Origin of the sequence: Pseudarthrobacter cellobiosi (genome assembly GCF_023913755.1) — a bacterium.
Classification (GTDB): domain Bacteria; phylum Actinomycetota; class Actinomycetes; order Actinomycetales; family Micrococcaceae; genus Arthrobacter; species Arthrobacter cellobiosi.
This window is the reverse complement of sequence record NZ_JAMXBJ010000050.1, coordinates 449,487-473,730: the sequence shown is the minus strand read 5'-3', so window position 1 is coordinate 473,730 and position 24,244 is coordinate 449,487. Positions and strand designations below refer to the sequence as shown.

The 24,244-nt window shown below is 65.1% G+C and carries 23 protein-coding genes and 1 tRNA gene; all 24 read right to left on the bottom strand.

Translation table 11 applies throughout. The features are described 5' to 3' along the window. Window positions 1-8: 8 nt before the first annotated feature. The gene (locus NG696_RS19770; protein ID WP_252576513.1) at window positions 9-1,121 is read right to left on the bottom strand and encodes a hypothetical protein; all 1,113 of its coding nucleotides are present in this window, start codon (window positions 1,119-1,121) and stop codon (window positions 9-11) included. A 10-nt stretch (window positions 1,122-1,131) separates the two neighbouring features. Further along, window positions 1,132-2,082: a phage distal tail protein gene (locus NG696_RS19765; protein WP_252576512.1), complete on the bottom strand. Its 951-nt coding sequence runs from the start codon at window positions 2,080-2,082 to the stop codon at window positions 1,132-1,134. A 62-nt stretch (window positions 2,083-2,144) separates the two neighbouring features. Continuing rightward, window positions 2,145-3,065 (bottom strand): tyrosine-type recombinase/integrase, encoded by a 921-nt coding sequence (locus NG696_RS19760; protein WP_252576511.1) that lies wholly within the window; start codon window positions 3,063-3,065, stop codon window positions 2,145-2,147. Window positions 3,066-3,228: 163 nt separating this feature from the next. Beyond that, window positions 3,229-4,869: a polysaccharide deacetylase family protein gene (locus NG696_RS19755; protein WP_252576510.1), complete on the bottom strand. Its 1,641-nt coding sequence runs from the start codon at window positions 4,867-4,869 to the stop codon at window positions 3,229-3,231. Window positions 4,870-4,885: 16 nt separating this feature from the next. Then, entirely contained in the window at window positions 4,886-8,227 is a 3,342-nt protein-coding gene (locus NG696_RS19750; RefSeq protein WP_252576509.1) for a phage tail tape measure protein, read from the bottom strand. An 18-nt stretch (window positions 8,228-8,245) separates the two neighbouring features. Continuing rightward, complete coding sequence (locus NG696_RS19745) at window positions 8,246-8,668, bottom strand: hypothetical protein (RefSeq protein WP_252576508.1); 423 nt, start codon at window positions 8,666-8,668, stop codon at window positions 8,246-8,248. A gap of 177 nt (window positions 8,669-8,845) precedes the next feature. Continuing rightward, window positions 8,846-9,349 carry a hypothetical protein gene (locus tag NG696_RS19740; protein WP_252576507.1) on the bottom strand — a complete coding sequence of 168 codons (504 nt, stop codon included), beginning with the start codon at window positions 9,347-9,349 and terminating at the stop codon, window positions 8,846-8,848. Window positions 9,350-9,415: 66 nt separating this feature from the next. Continuing rightward, window positions 9,416-10,717 (bottom strand): phage tail tube protein, encoded by a 1,302-nt coding sequence (locus tag NG696_RS19735; protein ID WP_252576506.1) that lies wholly within the window; start codon window positions 10,715-10,717, stop codon window positions 9,416-9,418. An 11-nt stretch (window positions 10,718-10,728) separates the two neighbouring features. Next, on the bottom strand, window positions 10,729-11,022 hold the full coding sequence (locus NG696_RS19730; protein WP_252576505.1) for a hypothetical protein: 294 nt from the start codon (window positions 11,020-11,022) through the stop codon (window positions 10,729-10,731). Between the two features lie 13 nt (window positions 11,023-11,035). Beyond that, entirely contained in the window at window positions 11,036-11,281 is a 246-nt protein-coding gene (locus NG696_RS19725; RefSeq protein ID WP_252576504.1) for a hypothetical protein, read from the bottom strand. Window positions 11,282-11,334: 53 nt separating this feature from the next. Next, on the bottom strand, window positions 11,335-11,838 hold the full coding sequence (locus NG696_RS19720) for a hypothetical protein (RefSeq protein ID WP_252576503.1): 504 nt from the start codon (window positions 11,836-11,838) through the stop codon (window positions 11,335-11,337). 70 nt (window positions 11,839-11,908) lie between these two features. Further along, window positions 11,909-12,787 (bottom strand): hypothetical protein, encoded by an 879-nt coding sequence (locus tag NG696_RS19715; RefSeq protein ID WP_252576502.1) that lies wholly within the window; start codon window positions 12,785-12,787, stop codon window positions 11,909-11,911. A gap of 81 nt (window positions 12,788-12,868) precedes the next feature. Further along, window positions 12,869-14,326 (bottom strand): hypothetical protein, encoded by a 1,458-nt coding sequence (locus NG696_RS19710; protein WP_252576501.1) that lies wholly within the window; start codon window positions 14,324-14,326, stop codon window positions 12,869-12,871. A gap of 34 nt (window positions 14,327-14,360) precedes the next feature. After that, a complete protein-coding gene (locus tag NG696_RS19705) occupies window positions 14,361-15,482 on the bottom strand; it encodes a hypothetical protein (RefSeq protein WP_252576500.1) in 1,122 nt (373 codons plus the stop codon). Next, window positions 15,479-15,874 (bottom strand): XkdF-like putative serine protease domain-containing protein, encoded by a 396-nt coding sequence (locus NG696_RS19700; protein ID WP_252576499.1) that lies wholly within the window; start codon window positions 15,872-15,874, stop codon window positions 15,479-15,481. The genes NG696_RS19705 and NG696_RS19700 overlap by 4 nt, the downstream gene beginning before the upstream one ends. Further along, window positions 15,867-18,782 carry a phage portal protein gene (locus NG696_RS19695; RefSeq protein WP_252576604.1) on the bottom strand — a complete coding sequence of 972 codons (2,916 nt, stop codon included), beginning with the start codon at window positions 18,780-18,782 and terminating at the stop codon, window positions 15,867-15,869. Before NG696_RS19695 ends, NG696_RS19700 begins: the two co-directional genes overlap by 8 nt. A 13-nt stretch (window positions 18,783-18,795) precedes the next feature. Then, a complete protein-coding gene (gene terL / locus NG696_RS19690; protein ID WP_252576498.1) occupies window positions 18,796-20,340 on the bottom strand; it encodes a phage terminase large subunit in 1,545 nt (514 codons plus the stop codon). Window positions 20,341-20,355: 15 nt separating this feature from the next. Further along, the gene (locus NG696_RS19685; protein ID WP_252576497.1) at window positions 20,356-20,859 is read right to left on the bottom strand and encodes a hypothetical protein; all 504 of its coding nucleotides are present in this window, start codon (window positions 20,857-20,859) and stop codon (window positions 20,356-20,358) included. Further along, entirely contained in the window at window positions 20,856-21,023 is a 168-nt protein-coding gene (locus tag NG696_RS19680; RefSeq protein ID WP_252576496.1) for a hypothetical protein, read from the bottom strand. Before NG696_RS19680 ends, NG696_RS19685 begins: the two co-directional genes overlap by 4 nt. Then, on the bottom strand, window positions 21,016-21,201 hold the full coding sequence (locus NG696_RS19675; RefSeq protein ID WP_252576495.1) for a hypothetical protein: 186 nt from the start codon (window positions 21,199-21,201) through the stop codon (window positions 21,016-21,018). The genes NG696_RS19680 and NG696_RS19675 overlap by 8 nt, the downstream gene beginning before the upstream one ends. Before the next feature lie 353 nt (window positions 21,202-21,554). Next, a tRNA-Asn gene (locus tag NG696_RS19670) sits at window positions 21,555-21,627 on the bottom strand. 100 nt (window positions 21,628-21,727) lie between these two features. Then, window positions 21,728-22,672 (bottom strand): dATP/dGTP diphosphohydrolase domain-containing protein, encoded by a 945-nt coding sequence (locus tag NG696_RS19665; protein WP_252576494.1) that lies wholly within the window; start codon window positions 22,670-22,672, stop codon window positions 21,728-21,730. After that, window positions 22,669-22,851, bottom strand: a complete 183-nt coding sequence (locus NG696_RS19660) for a hypothetical protein (RefSeq protein ID WP_252576493.1) — start codon at window positions 22,849-22,851, stop codon at window positions 22,669-22,671. The genes NG696_RS19665 and NG696_RS19660 overlap by 4 nt, the downstream gene beginning before the upstream one ends. Before the next feature lie 27 nt (window positions 22,852-22,878). Continuing rightward, complete coding sequence (locus NG696_RS19655; protein ID WP_252576492.1) at window positions 22,879-24,195, bottom strand: hypothetical protein; 1,317 nt, start codon at window positions 24,193-24,195, stop codon at window positions 22,879-22,881. Window positions 24,196-24,244 lie beyond the last annotated feature (49 nt).

The following is a 24,244-nucleotide window of genomic DNA, read 5'->3' as shown; positions in this document are numbered from 1 at the left end:
GGGGCCTCCTAGAAGACGGGCGGGCGGTTGAGAGTGAGCTGGTACGTCGGCACGCCTTCGTCCGGGTAGGTGACGGTGTAGGCGACGATCCGCCACCACTCGGAGAGCCCTTGCGGGAACCATGGGCTGATGGGGGAGTAGACCCGGACGTCGTCGCCGATCTGGAAAGACCCCAGCGGAAGGGGCGCATAGTCCAGCGGCATGGTGATGACGGGGACGGCGACGGGGCGGCCGAAGGTCTGAATGAGGCCGTTGGCGAGGGAGTCCAGCTGCGTCTGGGAACTGACTTGGTTGTACTGGTAGACCATTTGCAGGAGCGGGGGCTGGCCGAGCCCGCCGCGGGGCATGGCCGAGTCCTTGACCGACTTGGGCTGCACACCGCCGGAACCGGCGCCCACCACGATGGCCTGATTGCCGGACTGCTGCGCGTTCGTGGGCCACTGCCAGTCGATCGCGTGGGAAATGTCGAGGGTCGCGCCGGAGGAGTTCCTGTCGCGGCCGCAGCGGGGGGCGGTGATGTTGAACGTGTGCGCCGGGGCGCCGTTTACGAAGGCGTCCGTGACGTAGTAGTCCACGCCGCCGGATCCGGGCGTGATGGCCGCCGTGCAGTCCGCGATGACTTGGGCCGCGGTGACGTGCTGGTTGACCGTGTAGGACGGGGTGATGTCCGGGGGCGGTGAGTTCAGTGAGAGGCGAGGCGTCAGCCGGATGTTCGCGCCGGGCTGGTTCTGGGTATCTGTCACGACGTCGGCGAGCAGCTTTGCGGGGCTGATGGTCTGGTCGTAGGACTTGACGGCCGTGACTTGCGTGAAGTAGCTAGTGAGCGCCTTCCCTGCGATGTCCAGCATGGGTTCCCTGCTGGACATCATCGTGTTCCATGCGATGCCGGAATACTGGATTGATTCGGCCCGGTTGGAGAACGTGACCTTGAACGGGGTGCCGTCAAGGGACAGGATGATGCGCGCCTGTTCGCGGGCCAGCGCGTCGGTGAGGTTGAGCTTGAGGGAGAACTCACCGGCGTCGTTCATGCGGACGGAGTAACTGGGCCCGGCCGCCTGCATGTGGGTGATGAGGGTGTTGGTGTTCAGGTCCCAGGCGGTGATGGTGGGGAAGGTGGCCATGGGAGCCCTCCTAGGCGACTGAGTAGGCAGGTAGCGCGTAACCGGTGAGCTGCGATGTCACGGCGGCGGAGTCGGAAGACGCGAAGCCGATAGTGTTCACGCCGGGGAGCAGGCCGAAGAACGTGGTGGTGATGTCCACGGTGGTGTTGCGGTTCGCGCCATTGAGGGTCACGGTCCCGGACTGGCAGTCGACGGTGAGTTTGTCGCCCGCGCCTATGGCGATGTTGAGTTTGATCTGTTCGCCGGTGGCCTGGTTGGTGATGATCGGGTAGGAGACTGGCCCGGTGATGGTGAAGAACGGGGCGGTGGTGTATGCGCCGGTGTTGTCCATCTGGAAGGATCCGCCGGAGGATGAGCCGAAGGTCACGTCGAAGGTCAGCGGGAACGTCGCGCCGGATGTGGGGTTGGGGAGTCCGCACTGGCCGGAGATGATGGCGTTGTCGTAAAGCAGGCCGTCAGGGCAGGACCACTCGGTGCTGATGTCAACGCGGCCGTACTGGAAGTCGTTGTCGATGGGGGCGCCGAAGCGGACGGGGCGGCCGAAGAAGATCAGCGGGTTGGCCCTGTTGGGGAGCTGGACCATGCCGGAGTAGATAGGCTTGACCGCGCCGGTGCCGGATTTCTGCCGGAGGTAGTCGCCCGCGGTCATGCAGATGGTGGCCGGGTCGATGACGTTCTGATGCGCGGCCGTTACGGTGCGCAGGGTTGTCTCGGTGGCTTCGGAGGTCTTGGTGATCTGGTAATTGATGCGGACTGTGCGTTCACCGACGAAGTTCAGGCCGGGCCACATGCTGTCGCGCTGGCCCCGGTTCACGTTCCCTTGCCGGATGGCGGGCAGGTCGCGGAGGCCGCTGATGTTGATCAGTCCGACGTCGGTTCCGGCGCCGAGGATGGTGGAGGTCGATGAGAAGTAGACCTGGTACTGGCTGAGGGTGACGGCTGCGAATACGACGGCGGACAAGGCAGCCTCCTGTTGAGTTTTGGGCAAAGAAAAAGCCCCAACGCGTGGGGCTTTTTCTTGGGTTACGCGGCGCCTGCGAGGAACGCGGCGACGGTGTGGTTTGCGTGTCTATCGTGGTTGTGTCTTGCCCGGTCATACCGGGCGGTGATGCGGGGGTCGCTGTGGCGGGCCGCGATCTGCACGTCACGGAGCGGCACGCCGGCATCCAGGGCGGCCGTCACAAAGCTGTGCCTGAGCCCGTGGGGAGTCACTCGCTTGTTGATCCCGGCTTTCTTGCACAGCCGCTCCACGGTCAGCGCGGCCGACTTGCGGTTCACTGGCCCGCCGCCCTTGTTGCGCAGGAGCAGCGGTCCCGACGTGCGGTCACCAGCTGCGGCGTCCAGTGCGCGGAGCACTGGCACCGGGAGCGGGATGGTTGCCGGCTTCCCGCCCTTGCCCACGAGGCGGAGCACGCGGTGGCCGCGCTCGATGTCCTGATAGTGCTCGATCTTCACATTGCACGCCTCGGAGACGCGCAGGCCGAGCATGCCCATCAGGGTGATCAGGGCGGAGTCGGACGGCGAGGACGCGCGGGCGGTCTGGATCAGACTGCCGAGCTCCATCCGGTCCAGTCCCAGCGTCCGCGATTCGTCAATGAAGACGCGCGGCATCCGCAGGTGGGCCGCGGGGGAGCGGTCGATGTACTGGTCAATCTCCGCGAAGGAGTAGTAGCCGCGGATGATGGACAGATGGTGAGCGACGGTGGCGGGGGAGTTGTGCCGTTCGTCCTCGAGGTAGCGGGCGAAGAGTTCCAGCACCGGGCGGCGCATGCCCTCCAGCGGGTCCACGCCGAGTCCGGCGCACCAGTCCCAAAGGATCTTCAGCGAGACGCGGTACGTCTCGCGCGTGCTGCCCCTATAGCGGGCGAGGTAGCCGGCGGCCGCGAGTTCAGCCGGTGTCGTAATGCGTGTTCTTGGAATGCCGATCAGCGTAGTGTTGTCCACGTCGTCTCCGTGTGCTCTTTGCCGGGAAATGGGGCGGCATTGGCCCTGCTGGAGCTCGAATTCCGGCAGGGCCGCCGTCGTCATTTAGGAAAGAACAAAGTAGCACGTTGTGATACAACACACAACGGTTTCAGTTGGTGAACTTAACCGGTCTTATTGGCCGCTAGTTCACGTCTTTCAGGACACGGTTCACGGTGCGGATGGGCACACCGATGGTGTTGGCGTAAGCAATGATTTCGTCCAGATCAGCAACGCTGATCTGCTGGCCTGTTGAAGGGCCGGTGATGACCTGGTGGAACGTCAGGGAACCCCAGGACTTGTTCGCCTTGATGGCGTCCAGTGTCGCCAGCATGTCGGCCTTGGTTGTGGTGGTGGTGCTGAAGTTGGGCGACATGATGTTGGCGGGGTACATGGGCCGGGGCGAGGTCCAGCGCGCCCCAAACCTGGCACTGTTGGCACCGCCCGCGGACACGCTGCGGTGGATGCTGAAATACTTCCGGCACGCCTCCCAGATCGTGGTGTTACTGGTACCGCCGGGCGAGATCCACACATCCGTTTTGAAACCCCGGGACACGAGCCACGCTTTGAGGTTGCGGAACTCCGTTTCGAGTTGCGCGGGCGTGAGGACATGGTACCGGTTGCCGTGGGAGGTCAGGGTGTAGGCGTGCGCGGCGATTTCCCAGCCGCAACGGTCTTGCAGTTCCCGGAGCTGCGCGGTAGTGACCCATGTTGGCTGGTCCACCGCGTCGCAGATGGTGGCAAGGACCGCCGACACCCCATGCTTAGCCAGAATAGGCATTCCCAGGTTGTAGATGCTGTCGTAACCATCATCGAAGTAGACGGTGCAGACACCGTTGGGGTACAGGGCGGGGTTTGTTCGCTGGACGATCCCGCCTACCCAGACGGTGGTGTTATCTACCGTGGCTCGTACCCGGATGGTGGTGATGTTGCCCGGTGTGGGGATGCCGACGACTGCGGCATCCGAGACGTACAGCTCGAAAGCGGTCCACCCGTCAACGTGCGGGCTGTCCGAACCAAGCCCGTCATTGCCGTAGCGGTCCCACTGGTAGAAGTTCGCGCCGCCGTCACCAGCTTGGATGGCCACGCCCTTTGGGTTGGGGTCAGGCAGGTACACCCAAACGGTTAGCGGGCCGTTGTTCAGGTTTACGGCAAGGCCCGTTGATTTGACCAGTTCGGTGTTTTCTGTGGTGCGGCTGATCTTGATGGACCGGTCACTGAAGGGCCCGCGCCGGGTGGTGTCTTCGGTGGTCGTCCCGGTCGTTGCCCCGTTCATCAGCGTCCACCCGTGCCCTGCGGAAGGGTTAAGGAGAACGGTCACATCTTCCAAAGGTGGCTTGGTGTAGCGGGTCGGGACCAGAGGGGTTACGGCTGCGGCATAAGTGGCAGAAAGTTTAGTTGCAATCGGGCTCGCAGGGTTGTCAAGTTCGCTGCTGACTGCCGATTTGGCGGCCGCCTTGACGGCCACTTCACTGGCGGATCCGGACTTGCCAACGAATGCCGCCACGGACGTGTCCTGCATGATCGCGGTGATCGTCCACACGTAGGCATGGGAGGGATCGGTGATGACGACCGTGGACTCTGCCACCTGCTCGAATTCGGGGAACACGCCCTGCGAGCCGGAGTTCAGGATGTTCCCCGGCAGTGACGCGCCGAACGTGTCAGTGATAGCCAGCGGCGTCACGAAGCCGGTGTCCGCCGTTGCGTAAACCTGGAAGGAAGTGTTCTTGACTGCTTGCTTCCCGATGGGGTCCCAAGCGACCGCCGCAGCGAATGTGAAGGTCACGAGGGACCCCTTTCGGTTATTTGGTGCGCAGTTCCCAACCGATTTCGCCAGCGATGTGCTGGGCGGAAGCGTTGGTTTGCACGCTGATGTGGTTGTTGATGACGCTGCTGGTCATGGACGGGCCGGACGGGCCTGCCATGCCAGGGGTTGGGGCGCCGGCCATGGGGGAGTTGATGACGTCGTTCATGTTCATGCCCGCGTTTATCGCTTTGAGCCACGGGAGGTTCTTCTTGGTCTGCGGTTCGTTGGTGAGGAACTCCCCGGAGCGGACCTTCAGCGGCTTCCCGTTGACCATGGCAAGGATGTTGTCCACGTTCGGCCGTGACGGCGGGCGGCCCGGGATGACACCGCCGCCAACCATGCCCATGATCGAAGCGACCGCGCCGCCGGTGTACCCGCCGCGGTCTGAGCCGTAAAGCCCTCCACCGTCGGGTTCGTTGCCGCCCGACTGGATGACGCGCTGCTCGTAGGCGACCCGGTGAGTTTCCTCCCGGATCTGAATCAGCACTTCCTTTTTGGAAGGGATCGCTTCGATGGCGCCCTTGAGCTTTTCCGCTTCGGACTTGGCGTAGTTGTCGATCCACGTCTTGATGTCCACGCCCGGCGGGACCTTCAGGACTTCGCGGGTCAGGTCGATTGCCTTCTGCCCCGTGATGCCCATCCCGTCGGCGGCCTTGATCATCCCGTCGTAGGTCTTCTGCATTTCGCCTTGGACCTTCGCCTGGGCGTCCGCGCCGGGCCCCGCCACTGACTTGGCGAGGTCAAGGCCGGAACGCATGACGTCCTGAAACTTCGCGTTCAGTTGCTGGCCGGAGTCGGTTGCGAGATCGAAGTCCGTGCCCGTCGCGTTCAGGGCGTTCGAGACGTCAACGTTGCCCTTCGCGAGGTCCGCCAGCGCCGTCCGCGCCTCTTCCGTTGACTGGTTGAACTTCGTTGTCGCGTCACGGGTGTTCAGCGTTGCGAGGCCGCTGGCGAGCATCCCGTCAAGGACCTTCTCAAGGTCCGTTGCGAGGCCCTCAGCAGACACGCCCGCTTCCTCGAGTGACTCTTGCAGTGCGGGGCTGATCGGCTGCACACGCCCGACAGCGTCGGTGTACTTCTCAGTCGCCGCCTTCGCGTCCATCATCGGCTTGGGGATCTTGCCCATCGCCAGCTCTAGGAGCTCGTGCGGCTCCAGGGAGACGCCAGCGGTCCTAGCGAGGCCCTCAAGTGCATCCTTGTAGCCGGGGAGCGTGTCTAGGGCATCCTGTGCGCCCTTGCCGTTCTTCTCAAATTCCAACGTCAGTGCCTGGAAGGACTTAGCCGCAACCTCCGGCGCGCCGTTCTTGGCCAGCTCGCCCATCTGATCACCAAGGCCCTTGAGCCTGTCTTCAAGCTGACCGATTTCACCCTTCGGCAGGCCAAGGAAGTTCGTGAAACCTTCGAAGAACCTGTTCCCGGAGTCGTTGAAGGTCTGGTTCGCGAGGCGCTTCACAGCGTCCGCGGTGCCGTTTATATTGGTGACCGTCTCAGCGCCGGCGAACTTGTCAAAGCCCTGAAAGATGCTGTCGAGTTTGGACGCGTCAATTTCCTTCGTGCTCTTCGCCAGCCCGAGGATCGCCTGCCCGTACTCTTCGGCGGTCTTGACATGCTTCTCGCTGAGAAGGGCGGCGGCGACCTGCATTACGCCAAGGGCGGCACCTGCAATGCCAGCGACCTTGCCGATTGTGCCGATCGCATCCGCTGCCCCCTCATTTGACTCCTTGAGTTCAGCAAAAGCATCCTTGAACTCCATAATCTTGGGGAACAGATTGAGGAATGTTCCACCAAGTAGGGCAGCTGCCCCCGCCACGGTAGCGATGCCGAGGCCCGCCTGCAGGACGGGGCCTGGGATCTCACCTACGGAGTCAACGAGGCCTTCGAAGTTCTTGACGAGCCCGCGGAGGACATCATTTACGCCGGACCCTGATTTGAGGAACACGGAGTCCATGGACCCGCCGAGCTTCTCGATGTCGCCGGAGAGGTTGTTCTGCTTCATGGAAGCGGTCTGGGCGGCGTAGCCGTTTTCATTTACGGCGTCGGTCATTTCGCGGACACCATCCGCGCCCGCGTTGTACAGCGAGACTGCGGCGCCGAGCGCTTCGTTGCCGAAGATCTGGGCGAGGTGGGCGTTGCGGGTCATTTCGTCCAGGCCGCCGAGACGTTCCTGCAAGACCTCTCCAGCACCGTCGAGGCCGATGAACCGGCCTTCCGTGTCCTTGAAGCTGATCCCCAGCTCGTCCATGAGGTTCTTGGTCTTCTCGGCAGGGTTGGCCATGTTGACGAACATGGCCCGCAGTGCCGTACCGGCTTTCTCACCGATGATGCCGGACTTCGCGAAGAGTGCGATCGTGCCGGTGGTCTGTTCGATGGAGACGCCCATGGCCGCGGCTGGCACGCCCGCGTAGGAGAGCGCGAGGCCCATGTCACGCACGGAGCCCTGAGCCTTACCAGCACCGGCTGCGAGGAGGTCCGCGATGTGCGGGATGTCCTTGCCCTCCAGTTTGAACTGCGTCATCGCGGACGCCGCATACTCTGCGGAATCGGCGACGCTCAGCCCGCCAGCCGCGGCCAGCGAGAGCGCGCCGGCGAGGCCACCGCCCATGATGTCAGCGTTCTCAACACCAGCCTTGGACAGCTCTTCGATGCCCTGAGCAGCTTCCTTCGCGGAGAATGACGTGTCGGCGCCCAGCTTCACGGCGAGGCCGCGGAGGTCGGTCATCTCGGCGCCCGTGGCGTGGGTTGCTGCCTGCACGGAGGACATCTGCTTGTCGAAGTCGGCGTAGGACTTGACCGCGACGCCGACACCCACGAGGGCGGCCGTGCCGAAGCCGAGCAGGGTAGCCCCGGCCGTGGACCATGCCTTGCTGTGGTCCTGCGCGGACTGTGCGAGCTTCCCGAACGTGGAGTTCGCCCGCTTGGCGGCCTCTTCAGCCTTCTCCTGAGCCTTTGCGTAGGCTTCGGCGGCGGCGGACGCCTTGGCCTTCGCGGTGACTTCCTTGGACGCGGCGAGTTCAGCGGCGTTCGCGGCCGTCTTGGCGGCGGCGGCCTGCTTGTCGTAGGCGGCCTGCTGCTTCTGCGTCATGACGCCCATGGAGCTGGCCTGAAGCTCGTTGGCTTTGCGGCTGGCTTCGGTGGCGCGGGCCTCAGCGGCGATGCGCTTGTCTGCGGCGACCGCTGCGGCAGCACTCGCCGCGCGCGATGCTGCCGAAGCCTTCTCCGCGGCGGCGACAGTCGCGGCGGCCGTGGTCTTCGCGGACGCTGCGACCTTCTCCTGAGTGGAGAGGAACTGTGCCGCGTTCGCCCGGATCTCCATGACAACAGGGGGCAAGAATGACATGGAGGCCTCCAGGGCTATTTAGTATTTGATGTGCTTGGCCCAGTTCGCGGCGGAGATGCCCGCCATTTCGTCGCGGAGCTTCGCGGTCGCGGGTCCGAAGTAGGGGTAGGCGCCGGTGGGTGCGAGACCGAGTTCGACGCGGCGGCCGTACTTGGCGGTCGGCGCTACCTTCGTGGCGTAGGAGCCCATGGCAAGGTGTGAGAGGCCGTCGCCCATGATGGAGCGGCGCAGGTTGCCGGTGACGACGTTGGGTTTGTTCCCGCCGACGTGCGGTTGGCCCTTTTTGTGGGAGCCTTCGAAGTTGCCGCGGGCGTCCTTGATGAGGCGGAGCGAAGCTTCTGCGACGTTCGCTTTCGCGGCCGCGTCAACCTGCGCCCCTGCCCGAACGAACGCCCGCTGCAGCTCTTCCATGCCCACCCATGACGCCTCAATCTCGGTCATTGGCGGGGGCCTAACTGATGGTGGGCGTGAAGTCCTTGCCGAGGGGCTGCGGGGCGGCCGGCGCCCGGTACATGTCCTCGATCTTCAGGAGCATCTCAATGACATATTCGGGGGTGTCCATGAAGTCGGCGTAAGTGCCGCCGAACGTTTTGATCCAGAGCCGTGCCTTGAGAAGGTTCAGTGATTCCGGCGAGAGTTCCGACGCTTGCCGCTCGCCCCGGATCGCGTCTTGGATCCTCCGGGACGCCCAGTAAAAGAATCCGGATCTTCGAGCGTCTCTTTGCTGATCTCGAAGTCAGCGGCGACGTCGGGGCTCTTGAGCTTGTCGACGGCGTCGTTGAGGGCGTCCGTGATGTCGCCGGGAATGTCTAGGAGGTCTTCCCATGTGGCCGGGAGCGGAATGTCGAGAGTCCACGACTTCAGCCATCCCCATGTGGTGGCGTACTGCAGGTGCTGGAGGGTTTCCGCTTCGTGCTGGGTGAGGCGGAGCGCCGGGCCGGTCAGGCTGGGGTTCTCTTCAATCTCACCGGTCGGCGATTCGACGGTGCGGGCGACGGAGAGCTTCGCGAGCAGGTCGTCAGCGCGGTAGAGCAGGGCCTTCGCGGGGATCCGCCGCCGCGGGGTGAGCTCGGTGCGGTCGTACAGTTCAGCGGTGCCGCCGGGGATGGTAACGGTAGTCATGGGGATACTCCTGGGGATATGGGGTGCGGCGGGCACCCGGTGAGGGGCGCCCGCCGCGGCGGGGGGTTAGAACGGTGTGACGGTGGTGTTCACGAGGCTGGCCCGCACCGGGGAGAGCTTGCCGTCGAGTGCGTCCGTGGCGTTCGCGATGGACTTGAAGCCAGACGAGATGGTCGCGTAGGACGTGTTCGACCCGGACGGGGACGCGGTGTCGTAGGCGATCTTGGAGCACTGCAGCGTCAGCGGGTGCGATGCGTCGCCCTGCTGGTAGATCGACACGGCCAGTGTCGGCTGTGTATTCGTGAGCAGGTTCGTGAGGTCCTGATCTGCGCTGCCGTCGTAGATGGCCAGCAGTGAGCCGGACACGGTCAGAGGGCCGGCGAAGATCGCCAGTGGCGACTGGGTGCCATTGAGTACCGGGATCGCTTCCGCGGTGCGCTTGATGTCGAGGCTGCAGTCGCTGTACTGAGTCGCCTTCACTCCGCCGACAGTGATGGTCGCGGTGAACGGCGGCATGGGCGGCACTGTGGACGGGGTGTTCGTCGGTGCGTTGATGAACACGCCCGGCAGGCCCATCCATGTTGCGTCGACGGTCGGGAGGGTGTTGGCCTTGATGCTGATCTTCAGGTCGGAGATGACCATGCCGGGGATCTGGACAACCTTGCCGTCGAGCTGGTACAGGAATCCGGTGTAGCTGGGCGGCTGGCCGTTGAGGGTGGCGCTGGCGGTGTTGTTCAGGGACGTGGCGTGGACGTGACCCGCGGTGGTGGGTGGGGCGCCCGTGCCCGTGTTGGCGCCGATGTCAGTGTAGGACGTGACGGTGCCGAGGGTGGCGACGAGGACGTTCTCCGCGCCGGGGGCCGTGCCCCGGTAGACCTTGTAGCCGGTCGCGCCGGTGATCGCAACCCAGCTGAGCGGCTGCGAGGACGTTGCGCCTGTGAGGGTGGCGGTGACTTCGTTGGAGCCGAGGCCTTCACCGTTCGCGGCGGTCGCCGTGATCTTCCAGTAGGTCGCCCCGGCCGGGAGGGTGCCGCCCGTGGTTGAGGTCGCGCCGAGGGTGAGGACCGGGGCGGTGAGGGATGTGACGGTGTCCGCGCCGCCGAGGATGGCGAGCAGGTGCGGCATGATCGTGTCCGCGTAGAGCATCGTCTTGTAGGACAGGGTGTCGTGGCGCATGCCCTGCGTCTGGCCGTAGTCGGTGGCCATCATGCCGCGGAGGGCGTTGTCAGTCAGGGGCGTGACGTTGGGGTCCCACTTGGGGGAGTCAACGGGAATCCACATGGTGGGTGTTGCGACGGCGGTGCCGTAGGTGATTTCCTTGGCGAGTCCGAGCCACTGCTGGCTCCCTGGACGGGGTGTAGGAGGCATGTCAGGGGTCCTTAGTTGTCAGTGGGGTCGGCGGGCGCCGGGTTGGATGTGCGGGAGGGTTTGGGCGGCTTTGGTGTGGGGATCGGTGAGCCGTCGTCGTGAGTGGGCTGCGGCTCGGGGATGACCTCGCTGAGCTCGGGGTGCTCGTACGGCTCGTCGGTCTGGAGTGAGTCGCCGGGGTGAGCCTCGATGGTGGAGCCGTAGGGTGGCGTGTCGCGGTCGGCGGGGAGGATGAGCGCGTTGACTCCCTGCGAGAGCCCGGTCAGGATCCGCGGGTAAGCGCCGGTGAAGCGGTATGTGGTCATGACGGGGGTTCTCCTAGAACATGGACAAGTAGGACGCGGCACTGATCGGCGGCGCCTTGGGGGCTGGCTTGGTGATGCGGCGGCGGTACGTGCGGGGCTTAGTGGTCACGGCCGGCCTGCGCTGCGCCTTCTGCCGGGAAGCGACGGAGGGTCTGGCACTCTTGCGCGTCAGCCGTGGCTTGGCGCCGGAGACTCCCGCGTAGCGCCGGTGGTGACGGCGCTCCACCTTGACCTTGCGGCGTGCTGCCCGGCTCTTCACGGCCCGCTTCCCCGTGTGGCCCCTGACGGCTTGGCGGGACCGGACGCGGGTCATCAGGCGTTCACGATCTCCGTGACCTTGAACTCGACCCGGACCCACGCCCGGACCTTGCCGCCGCCGTGGTCCCAGTGGGGCAGGTCGCGGCTGATCGCAATGCCCTGATCCTGGTTGCCAGCCTCAAAGATCGGGCCGGCCGCTGCGCAACCGAACGAACGGTCTGAGCGCATCCGGGTCACAACGTTATCCAGCAGGGTGTTCAGGCCATTCACCCAGACGTCCTTGTCGGCGCCGGCGAGATCGGAAGGAATCAGGTACTGGTACAGCAGCACGAGCGAGACGGTGTAATCGACCTGTTTCTTGCCGCCGAACTCGCCGCCGAGCGCGATGCGCGACTCGCTGGAGTTGTCCAGGTGGATGAAACCGGGCGTGCCGGGGATCTCGGCGGACTGCCAGTTGTCGCCGGACATCTCCCACGGGGCGTCCTTGTACAGCTTCGTCAGGCCCGCCGTGGGAGCGAGGAAGGACTGGATGGCGGCGGTGATGGTCGTTGCGCTCAAGGCGGTCCTTCAGGTTGGGTGGGGAGCCCCGCCACGTATCCCCACATGAGGGGGCTCCCGGAATGTGGGGTCAGGCGCTGCGCCGGTAGGGCGCGAGCAGGTCAAGGGCCATGTCCATGTCGGAGGTGACGCCGCGTTCGAGCCGTTCGACACTGTCCGGCTGCGAGGTCGTGGACGCGATGACGATGGACTCTGAACCGCGGGTCTTGATCAGCGATTTGGTGATCAGGATGACGGCCTGCTTGATGTCCTGCGGGAACGCCGTGACGGTGTCGCCGATGCCGTACGTGCCCACGATGGGGGTGGTGACGGGCACGGGCGTGTTGATGGCGACGTTCGACGGGATGTAGGCCGTCGAAACGGTCAGTGTTTCGGCGTTGTTCGGCGACTGGATGTTCAGCTGCTGGCCGGGCATGATGCCGAGCGAGGACGCGACAGTGATGCTGAGGGCGCCGGGCGCGGCCGCGGCGGTGAGCGCCGTGTTCGCCCAACCGTTCACGTAGCTGATCTGCGCGAAAACGTGGTCACCGTGGGCGGCGGCCGTCGGGATGGTCACGACTTTGCGGCCAATCCACAGGTTCGCCGGGGTGGGCTGCAGGGTGATGCTGCCGGGCGTCCGGCCGATACGGATGTCGGAGATGGCGATGACCGGGGTGTTGTCCAGCGGGACCTTGATCACGGCGCCGAGGGCCTTGTCACGCTGCACACGGTACTGGCCCGCCTGCACATCGACGGTCGCGGCGATAACCTTCTGGCAGTAGTTGTCGGCGTAGGCACTGGCCCGCTGCAGCTGCATCACGAGGGCGGCCGCATTTGCTGCAGGGGTCCCGCCGGGCACGAGCTGGGAGACGTCAACGCCGGTAGGTGCCGCCTTGAACTCGGCGGACGTGACATAGGTTTTGCGGGTGGAGTAGGTGGCCGCGTTGGGTGCGGGGGTGACCGTTGACAACTTGGCTCCTGAAGTGTTGGGGGTGTTGAGCGGTGCTGGCAGTGCCCGAAATGGACACTGCCAGCACCAACTCAGGACATGCTAGGACGCGGCGACATTGGAGATCACGCCGAACGCCACAGGCGCACGGTTCACGAGGGCGGAGGTCGAGTAGACCTCGCCGTCGTTACGCGGGCCACCACCGGCGCCAGCAGCGCGGTTCGTGGCGTACTGGTAGTCCTGCGTGGTTCGCAGGTCGCGGAGCTCCAGGGTGTTGGAGATGTTCGCCCCGGCGAAAGCAGCGCCGGAATCGGACGCTGCGACCAGAGTGCCCGGTGCCATGTTCGGCTGGACGAACAGCGGGACGGGAACGCCTCCGGCTGCCTTGTTGATGTAGGAGCCGATGTAGCCGCCGGCCGTGATGTTGTTGCGGCCGTTGTCGTTCGGGGTCAGGAACGTCGTTCCACCACCAGCGGAGGAGAGCAGCAGCTTGGAGATGCTGTTCGCTTCCTGCGAAGCGAGAAGCAGGCGGGATGGGGATGCCTGGATCTTGTTGAACATGGCACTGAACAGCGCGTCCAGTTCGTTGATGGACTGGCCCGAGCTGGTGAACGCGGCCCCGTCGAGGGACTGGAACGTCGCGCCGGAGCTCACGCCGGAGCCGCGGGTCACGAGGCCCGTTGCGCCGCCGGTAGCGTAGTCACCTGCGAGGGTGGCGAGCAGGCCGTTGAAGTCCGTGGCCTTGGCCGAGGAGTCGGCCACGGGAACGGCAGACGGCGCGGTGCTGAACAGGCCCGGAATGTTCGGGACGGTCGTAGCGTGTGCCGTTGGGATCGTAGTGATGGTCACCTTGTTCACTGTGGTCGTGGTGACGTAGAAATTGGCCACGTACCAGTCGTAGGCGACGGCGCCGGGGATCGAGGTCACGGTTGCGACGGCGGAGTTGGTCGTGCCAGCGCCGGTGGTGACGGTGCCCTGCGCGGACGCGATGGTGGAGCCGCCGTAGTTGAAGTTCGAGCCGGTGCGTGCCGCTACCTTCACGTTGACGGCCGTGGTTGCGGCGATGGAGCCGCCCGTGGTCGACGTGGTGACCGTCGGGGTCGCCGGGGTCGGCAGTGCGAAGACCTGGCCGCCGAGGAGCTTGCGGTCGGCGCCGATCTTGTACTGGTTCATGGCGTTCATGACCGCGATGGCGTGCGCGTTGGCGTAGCCCTTGGCGAGGTCGATGGCGTCTTCGGTGACCGTGTAGCCGTAACCGATCTTGCCGTACGGGGCGGAGACGTCGAGCTCGTTGAGCAGGGCCAGTGGTGCGGCGAAGTCGAACGCGGTGCCGGGGTCAGCCTGCAGGTTGTTGATGTCCGTCAGGACACGCCACTGGCAGAACTTGGCGCCGTCCGTGGTGGCCTTGCGGGGGATGGAGTCAAGGAACGGGGTGTTGACCGGGATGAGCGACACGAGTTCGGTCAGGTCAACACCGACGAGGCCGGTGCCGGAGGTGACGCCGGCGGTCTGCGCCTTGATCAGGTTGAGGGTTTCGAGGGTGGTTTCGTCGTGGTTCACGGCGGGAGCCTTTCGGGGCGGTGGGGGCGTGGGGTTAGTGCTGGAAACGGTCAAGGATCGACGCGAACGCGAGGGCCTGCTGGGCATTCGCGAGCTTCGTCGGGTCGCCCGATTCCTTGGCGAGTTCGACGGACTTGGCCAGGGTGGTCAGTTCGTCGTTGTCGGCGCTGCGCTTGGCAATGCCGGCTTCTCCGGTGGCCCCGTTCAGGAGGGGGCTTTTCCGGTCGTCAGGTTCACGCCCGTATGCTTCGACGCGCTCCTTCAGGACCTTCACTTCGTCGGCAAGATCGGCGGCGTGCGCGATCTTCTCCACCAGCGGGGCGAGGGCCTCTTTGAGCAGTGCGGCAACATCAGGTGCCTGTGTGACGGTTGTTTCAGTCGCGGCCGATTTTCCGATCGGGGACTTGACAGTTTCGGTGCCGGGGATGAGCTCTTCGTCGTCGCCGAGGGCTTCGGCGGGGGCGCCATCTTCGGGCTGGATCTCGTCGGCGGGTTCGGTGACGGATTCGGCGGCGGCCTCTTCGAACGGCTCTTCCGCAGCTGGCTCTTCGGCCTTCTCTGCGGGGGCTTCGGCGGGCTTGTCGGTGGGGGCTGCGTCGCCGGAGTCAACGATGGTGAGGGCGTTGGGCTTGATGACGCCGATGAGCTTGCCCTTGGCGTCGTAGACGGCCAGGAGGGAGTCCGCCTTTTCGACCTCTTCGACAGCGCCGGGCTCTTCGCCCTTCGCGACTTCGAGGACCGGCACGTCAGCGATGATCGCTGCGGCTGCGTCCTTTTCGACGGTGGTTTCTGCTGTGGTTTCTTCGGCCACGGGGGTTTCCTTTTCTACGGGGGCCTCTTCCGGGGCCGGGAGAGATGCGAGTACTTTTTGAATGGCTTCAGCTGCGTTACGGAGCGCGGATTCGTTGGCGCTGGACAGTGCACGCCCGGCCTTCAGGATCGACGCGAGGTCTTCGAACACGGCCAGCTCGGCCGGCGCAGGATCCGCGTCAGCTTCCTTGATCAGGTCGCGGACGGTTTCCGGGCTGATCAGGTTCGGCGTGCCGGCGGTGGACTTCGCGATCAGCATCCGGTGGCCGTTGGCGGCCTTGCCGACTAGGTCGACCCGGTCAATGCTCACGTCCACCAGTTCGGACATATCTTCGGGGATGGTCATGGTTGGTCAGCTTTCACTGGGTCGGTTGGTCGGCGGCGCTTGGCTGTGCCTTGGGGGGAGAACCCGGTAATGTCGCCGGACTTGTACATGTCCCACGCGCGCTCATCAAGGACTGCGCCGATGAGCCAGTCGCCAGCCTTGACGATGACGCCGTCGCCGAGGTCCCAATCAGGGCCCCTGAAGATATAGCTCTCGACGACGTCCGCGTGCCCTTCGGATCCGTTCTCATGGAACAGGCCGATGGAGCGGGAGGACTTGGCGAACTCCCACGCGGCTTTCTCCAGCTCTGCGGGGCTGAAGAAGTCGCGGGAGCCGTCGGCGCCGGTGGCGATGCGCGGGTCGGGCCCGGCCTGGTAGGCGATGCCGAGGAGGTATCGCTGTTCGTCAGCCATTGGCGGGTTTCCCTTCAAAGTGCGGTGAGGCGGCGCAGCGGCAGCGTGGGTGTATCGGTGGTTGCCGGGAGTCGGTGACGTCGTGCGGGTTCGCCGCTGCGATGGCGCTGCAGGTGGGGCAGGCGCCGGCGGAGATGACGAGGTCCCATTGGGTGACGCCGGCTGCCTTGTACTGGTACATGGCGGACTGGTTGAGCATCCGGGCGGACTCGGTGTGGGCGATGAGTTCGGCGCGTTTGGGATCGCCAATGATCTTGGTGAGTGCCCGGCCGATGTCATCCACCGACTCGCCTGCGTTCACGCCGTCAGCGATCGCGTAGGCGACCTTGTTCACGGTCGTGTCCTTGAGGCCGCCGAGGGTGATGTCCGCGTCGGCCAGGGTTTCTTTCCAGCCGAGCGCGGTGACCTTGTTGGAGTCGGCCATGCCCGGTTTCCAGTCGTCCCAGCCGGTGGGGATCTTGCCCATCTGCACGTCGGCGGCCATGGTCCCGACGTTGTACGCGTCGGCCCAGGCGGCGTACATGACCTGATTCAGGGTGGAGGGCTGGACCGTTCCGGCGAGAGCCCGGCGGGCCACCTGCCGGAACACGTCCATGCCCTTGTCCCCGATGCCGTTCACGGCCGTGACGGCGTTGGTGAGGTCCTGCGCCTTCCACATGTTCAGCAGCGACTCTTGGACCTTCGGGGACCAGTAGTCGGTGAGGGCGAGGTCTACGGCGTGCTGGGGTGCCAGGACTGGGGGTTCATCCCGCCAGCTAGGCGTACCAGCTTTTGGGCCAGCATCAGTCCCATCGAACGGCGGCCCGTCTTTAGCGAACTCTGCCCGCGCCTGATCGTTCAGGTGCTTCGCGACCGGCTCCGGGATGGACTCGAACTCGAAGTCCCGCCACTTGCCGGTCTTGGCCCGCGCCTTGGTGAAGGCGCGGAACTTGGCCAGCTCACGGGCGGCAGCCTTCGCGAGTTCGTCGCTGGGCAGGTCCGCCGCGAGTTCCTGACGGAGCGCGGCGAAGCCTTCGAGGTGTGCCGGGTCGAACCATGCGAGGGTTTCGCCGTCTTCACCGTCGCCGGTGTTGATGGGGATAGCCGATTCGGTGGGGACCTTGAAGACGTGGCCGGAGTAGTTCCCGTCCGGGGTGGTCCAGGTGGCGGACAGTTTGGCGTCTGCCGGGAAGTCGAGCCCGGTTTCTTCCTCCCATTCGCGGATGGCCGCCGCCTCCGGGGTTTCGTCCCCGTCGAGGTGGCCGCCGGGGAACTCCCACCGGCCCGCGGCAGGGTCCTCCGGGTCGAGGTATCGCTGGATCATGAGGACGCGGCCGGTATCGGACGCCTTGATGGCGGCACCGGCGACGGTCACGCCCGCCTTGTTCAGCGCCTGGGTGCGGTCGAACTCGGCCATGACCTTCGATCCGAAGTCTTCAATCGTCCAGTCGCTGACCTGATCAATGCCCGTGATGCCGGTCGCCGAGGTTACGCCTGCGGTGAGTGACTTACCCACCGGAAGCGGCGCCGGCGCTGCGGGCAGTTCCGCGCCCTCTGCCGGGGCTTTCGTCTCAGCGTCAACCTGCCCGGCCGCCGCGATCAGCGAACCGAGCGGAACGAAGCCCTGACGGGGCAGGACCATGCCACGGGGCATCGGGCGCTTCGCGTCCACGGGCAGGCCGAGGATCTGCTCGCGGCCCTCATCAGCGGACGCCATGCCCGTCTCGATGTACACCTTCCACGCCTGCGCCTCAGTGAGGCGGTCCTCTTCATCGCGTCCCGTTTTGAGCTTCAGCTGTACGGGCAGGCCGAGGTCATGCTGAAGGTAGCGGGTCACAATCGACTGGACGAAGTTCACCCACGGGAGGGTGTTGACGCGGAACTGGGTGTCGGTCTGCGTTTCGCCGGTCGCCCGGTTCACGTCGTCGGTCAGGCCCAGGTCCTGCGGGATCACACCGAACGCGGCTGCGACCTTGATGGCAAGGTACTTGGGGAACTCCGGGTCGAAGCTGGCCGGGGTCGTGGCCGTGAACTTCGCACCGTTCGGAACGGCGACGAGCTTGTGCGCGATCGCCTGGTCCCCCATGAACGTCGCGTCCCAGTAGTCCTGCCACTCGGCGACCTGATCCGGGTTCGAAATGTCCGGGGGGACTTCCATGAAGCCGCCGGGGATCGAGCCTTCGGTGAACATCTGGAGCAGGTGCCACTGGAAGCGCATGTCCGTGTTGACGGTCATCATGATCGACTCGAGCGGCGCCATGCCGAACGGCGAGTCGGTCTGCGGCCGGAACCGGGCGTACGTCATGTCTTCCGCGGTGAAGTCCACGGACGACTGGCCCTTGATGACCTGCTGGTAGGCGGGGGCGGGTGCCATGGGGCGGCGGCCGAACTCATCCACCAGCGGGTAGATCGTGGAGCCGTCCACCACTTCGAGGGCGATGATCTGCCCGTCACGGTTACGGCGCCGGTACAGGGGCCCGGAGTCGAACGTTAGGAGGTTGTCCAGCCACAGCGACAGCCACTCATCCCAGGAGTGTTCCCGGTCAGGGAACGACAGGGCGGCGCGGGCAGCAGCGACAGCGGCTTCCCCGTCGCCCTTGAATCCGTCCATCGGGGTGAACATGGGCTCCATGGAGCGGAGCTCATCGATCTTGTGGTTCTTGCACATCTGGGCGATGTCGTAGGAGCGCATGAGTTCGCGCAGTACGTCGTAGCCGGTGCGTCCCCACGCGTGCCGGGACTGGGAGGATATGTTGACGCCGATGGGGTAGTCGGTCGCACGGGGCCGGATGCTGTAGCCGCGGCCCGGTGTGAGTGGCGTGCCGGGGCCCATGTCGGCGCTGCCCGTCATGCCCTGCAGGGCCATGGCGTCACCGATGACTTGGGGTGTTGCGGCCCTTTTGATCAGCCCGTCGCGGAAGAGATCCATAATTCCCAAGGGGTCACCTTCCGGTTTGTGGGTTGTTTTTGAGGTCGGCAGCCGCTTGGCGCCAGTTGCGTGAGTTGGTCGGGATGATCGTGCCGTTCGCTTCGGCGCGCGCTTTCATGGCGTTCAGGAACGCTGAGCCTTGGCCGCCGCGGAGGAACAGCCGGTTCAGGGCTTGGGTCATGGCGTCCACGCGGTCATCGTGTGCGCCGTTCGGGAATGCGGCGGCTTCCTCAATGAGTCCGTCCACCCATGGGGCGAGCGAGACGTGAGGAAGGTGGACGTTGCCGGCCTCAATGAACGGGGTGACGGCGGAGGCGCGTGCCTCTTTCGACTCCCGAGCTTTGACGGGGATAAGTCCGGGGACCTTGCCCTTGAGCGAGTCCATGATGGCCGCGCCGTTGGCTGCCTCTTCCACGAGCTTCGCGGAGGCCTGCGGCCACTTGGCGACCATGGCTTCGAATGCGGACAGCGTCTCCGTGAAGGTCAGCCGTGCGTGCTTCTGGTCCAGTAGGTACGCGTCAGCGCCGCGCTTGAGCCACACCTGCCCGGCGACGTAGTCACTGTTTTGGGTGGCTTTGAACGCCATGTCCCACGAGAGGATCAGTTCATCGGCGCCACCGGTTGTACGGCACACGCCGCCCTCTTCGATCCATAGGGGCCGGTCGTAGTACTTCCAGTCCTTGCGGGGGAACAGTCCACCTTCAGACGGTGCGGGCCGCCCTTGGTACATGGCGTTCCACTCGCGTGCCGGGGTGCCCTTACGGCGGGCTTCCCACTGCTTGACCGTGCGGCCGCGTGTGGATTCAAGCCATTCGCCGGGGGCGCGGCCGAGGATGTCCGATTCGCCCTTGTCCGGGTTGTGGTCGGCTTGGGCGGGGATGTTCACGACGTTCCACAGGTGCCCGTCCTCAGCGGCGAGGAGACGGCCGGCGAGGTCCAGCTGATGCCAGCGGGTCATGATGAGGATGACGGGGGCGCCGGGGGCGAGTCGGGTCTGTGCCGTGCCCGTCCACCAGTCCCACGCGAGTTTCTGGTACGTCTCAGATGACGCCGTTGTCATGCCGGAGTGCGGGTCATCAATGATCATCAGGTCAGCGGCGCGTCCGGTTAGGCCGCCGCCAATGCCCACGGCGAACAGTCCGCCCGCGTGGCCGTCGATCTGCCATTCGTTCTGCGCGGACACGTCGCGGCGGATGCTGACGCCAAGGTCTCTGCCATGCGTCTCGATGTGGCTGCGGATGAACCTGCCGTTACGCCGGGCCAGTCCCATGGCGTAGGAGGCCATGACAATGCGGGTATCGGGCGACTGGGAGAGTGCCCATACGGGGAAGACTTCAGCGACGCGGGTAGATTTGCCTTCTTGAGGTGCCAGGAAGATCATCGTGCGCGAATCCGGCTTGGAGTACGCGTCAATCAGTACCTGGTCAATGAGGTCCAGCGCAGGCGTCTGGACGCTCTTGGGGGTGAGGAAGTGAGCGAGGTCGCCAGGGGTAGAAAATCGGGGCCCGGCACTTGGCTCGAAGGCTTTGGCGGCGAGTGTTGCCCATGCGGGATTCACTGCGCCGCCTTTCTGCTACGGGGTTCGACTCATGGAGTCGAGGAATCCCAAGCGGACATAGAGCCTTTCAAAGTCTCCCGGGGTGATCAGTTGGGAGATGTCGGGGAAGAGGTGGATGCCCGCGGCGTTGTAGATGTCATCTGCAGACTGCGAGCAATTCTGGTGGGGGCGCCGCGCCAGCCAGTCGGATACCGGCCCGGCGACACGGTGCCCGGTGAGGCGCTGCCAGAGCAGCGGCGGGTAGATGGCGTAGTTGTACGGGATTTGTCCGGCTACGGCGTCCAGGCCCAGTGCGACGATAGCTTCCCGCTGGGCGTCCGTCAGGTCGAAACCGGACCAATCCAGCGACGGGTAGTCGCTGATGAGTCTCAGCCTGGTCCCGCCCGGCTCGGCACTCACGCAATGGGTTTCACTGATCGCCACCACGACATGGTGAGTGCTGGAGTCGGTCGCCCACTCGATGCACCAGCCGACGAAACCGGTCGAGTGCCGGCGCAAACCGATCTGGCCGGTGATCACGGCGCTTCCCTGCGGATCTCCACCTTGGCGAGATGACGGGCCTTGCGGCGTGCCGGGCGCTTGGCGTCACCGGTGCCGCAGTAGCTGCAGCCGCCGCCTTGCGAGTCCGGGCACCGCTTCGTTGACGCGAGACGCCCGCGATGGTCACGGTCACCCTTAGCCATTGCGGCCCTGGCGGTCCTTGGCGTACTCGGTCGTGACCCGCTTGTTCAGTGCCACCGTGAACGTGCCGCAGAGGATGCAGCCGCCACGGTCAGGGCACACGTCGTCGCAGTGGCAGCAGACGCTGATGCCGTGGACGACGTCCTTTTCGGTGCCGCATGTGCAGATCGGGTTACCCATGGTGGCTCCTGATGTGGTGGGGGAAAGGGTGCCCGCTCTTTGGGGTTCCGGTGAGCTTGGGCGATGAGTTCCGGTTTTGGTCACTCTCCGCTTCGGACCTGTGCTCACGGGAAGGTCACTGTGGGGAGGACAATTTGGCCTTTTGTATCGCGAGGTTTGCCGACTCCGCCCGGATCTGTGCGTGCACCGGGAATATGCGGCGCTGTAACGGGCGCCTCCCGCCCCGGCATCTTAGGCTGGGGAATACTGTGAACGGTGCTCCGTAGCCTTTGCGACGGCGATGTCACCCTGCAGGGAGCCTATGGGTGAGACTGTGGCGTGCGGAGCCTGACCGGCCCTTTGACCGTTCCATGCTGATGAGGCAGGACTCGAACCTGCGGCCGATGGATTAACAATCCATTGCTCTGCCAACTGAGCTACACATCATTGACCACCTAACCCCTTCTCGGATAGGGCACCCGTTCCGGCCCAAGTGTTTACCGGCATCACAAGTTCGGTGGCTTTTCCCTGAGTTCCTACTTATCGGTCACTCAGGTACAGCTGTTCCCGGCGTGTACCGGTCATCAAAGCCGCGTTGCTCTTCCATGAAGGTCAGGAGCGCGAGGGCGTGGAACGCGACGGACGCCATGTGGGGCAGGTCCATCTCGGCGTCATTGTCTTCGCCGTTCCAGAACTGTGTGGCGTGACGCTGGAGGGCGGCGTAGGACTTGGACCACTCATACCCGCGGCGCCAGTTGTGGGCGGCGTACTTCGCTGCCCCGCGGCCGTAGAGCGCGGCTACCTGGGCGAGGGCGCCCACGGGGATGAGGTCGTACCGTTCCGGCTTGGTGCCCTTCTCCCCGCCCGTGGCGGACGTGGTGCGGACTTCGCTAGTCGAGAGCGTGACGGTGGGTGAGTCGCTGGTGAACGCGGGAGTGAATCCGTTCTTGGCGAGGTTCTCTCGTGCCGCCGATTCAGTGATCAGCCCATCGCTGAGTAGCGACTTGGCGAACGCGACACGGCCCTCAGCGAGGATCTCCCCGTCAGCGTAGACGCCGGTAGCGTGGACGGTCCCGGAGGGGTCCCGGTCGGACTTGATCAGCATCTCCGGGCGGATGTCGCGCGCGGTCCCGCTGCCGGCGGAGACTATGATGTCATCCCACTTCGCTACCGGGAGCCCCAGCGCGTGCGCCAGGGCAATCTCTGCTGCGACACCAGCGGACTTCTCCCAGCGCGGCAGGAGCGCCACAGCATCGGCGTGCTTGGCGATGTACTCCGTGTCAGCGGCCAGCGCGTCGCGGAGACTAAAGCCCTCCAGCGCCAGGTCCTCATTCCCGGTCCTGTCAGTGGCGTCGAAGCCAACCGAGCGGTCCCGCTCCGCCGGGTTGAAGACCTCATGGCCGTACTCACGGAGCGCAGCAGCTGCCCGGTCAAACGCGGGGAAGTTGAAGTCCCTGATCCCCCTCATCGGGCCGGCGAGGTAGACCCTCACTTGGCCGCCTCCGGGGCGCGCTCGACCGTGGCCCATGCGGTGGGATGGAAGGTGGCGATATTGCCGCCGCCGGACTTGGTGACGTGCAGTCGGCCGTCATCGTCCACGTGCCAGCCGGTAGCTTCTGTGAAGGATCGTACCGGGATGCTCGCGTTCGTGGGTGAGACGTGGATTGTCATGGTGGTGCTCCTGGTTGGTGGTGGTGTTTAGGTGGTGATGTCGTTGCCGTCGATCAGTGCGCGCCCGTTGCGGATGCGGTACACGAACGGCCATGATTCGGTGTCGTTGTAGTAGGCGAGGCCGAAGCCCTGCTGCCAGTTCTCGATGACGTGCGCGGCGTGCCCGTCAGCACCGATAGCGCCGTTCACACTGGGCACGGCGCCGTCTACGCGGCAGAGGCAGCCGGGGTTCGCTGAGTATGATTCGACGGCTTGCCCGCGGGGCCCGGTACTGGACCTGTAGGTCACTTCGACGCGGTGCGTGTGTCCGGCCCACGTGTTCAGGTGGGGGAGTTCGGTGACGTACTGCGCTGTCGTTGACCCGCGGGAGTTGGCTTTGGTGCCGTGGATGTTGCGGGTGTTGTCGTTGTCCCAGTCGGTCGCGGCGGGGTAGGCGTCCACATATTGGATGCTGAGCTCGTCCAGGCGGAGGAGATACGGCAACGACATGACAGGCCACGACTCAGGCAGGCCGGCACGCTTCAGACCGAACGCGGCAACCGCGTTCGTTTCGATGAAGTTTTGCATCCGCTTGTCATGGTTGCCTTCGATGACAACAATCTCAGCGTTCGGGCATGCGGCGCGGAGTGTGGCGAGGAACGCGTGCCCGGCGTTGAGGGCGAGCTGGGTGGTCTGGGCGAAGGATGCTTCCTGCGCGAACCGGCCCTGGCTGGCGAGGTCGAGGAAGTCGCCGAGGATCTGGATCTTGTCCGGCTGGTACCGTCTGCACACTTCGATGAAGACGTTCATGGCGGCGTCGTCGTGGAACGGGTCGAGGCTGCCGTCCGGCAGGGCCCGGTAGCCTATCTGGGTGTCGGCGCCCTTGATGGCGAGCCGCATGTCCCTGACCGGGCGTGTGGGCACGTCGGTGACGGTGACGTGGACGGGCGCCGCGGGCTGGATGACAGGCCATGCGGGTCCGCCGTCAGTACCGGGGCCGATGGGGCGGACGTTGTTGAGTTTGTTCCAGAAGCCGCCCGAAGGGTTGGACGTCCATCCCCATGTGAAGGTGACCATGGAGGGGTCTTGGCCGACGGAGCGGATGAACTGGCAGTAGTCGTCAAAGCCCCACGGTTTTTGACTGAACCTGGTGTAGGAGGCTGAGCCGTCGGGGTGGTGAGTTTCGGATTCGCCGGACGCCGCGTCTTTGCGGGCGGTCGTGTCGTTGCAGGCGCACGTGCTGGTGCGGTGGTTGTTGACGGTGGATTTTCCTACGCCGGCGAGGATCGCGGCTTCGCGGGAGGGGTGGTCTTCCCATTTCGCGAGTGATGCTCCGGCGGCGGCCGCGTATTTACAGACGCTCAAAGGGCACCTTTCGCGGCATGGGGTCTGGCATGAAAGAAGCCGCCCACCT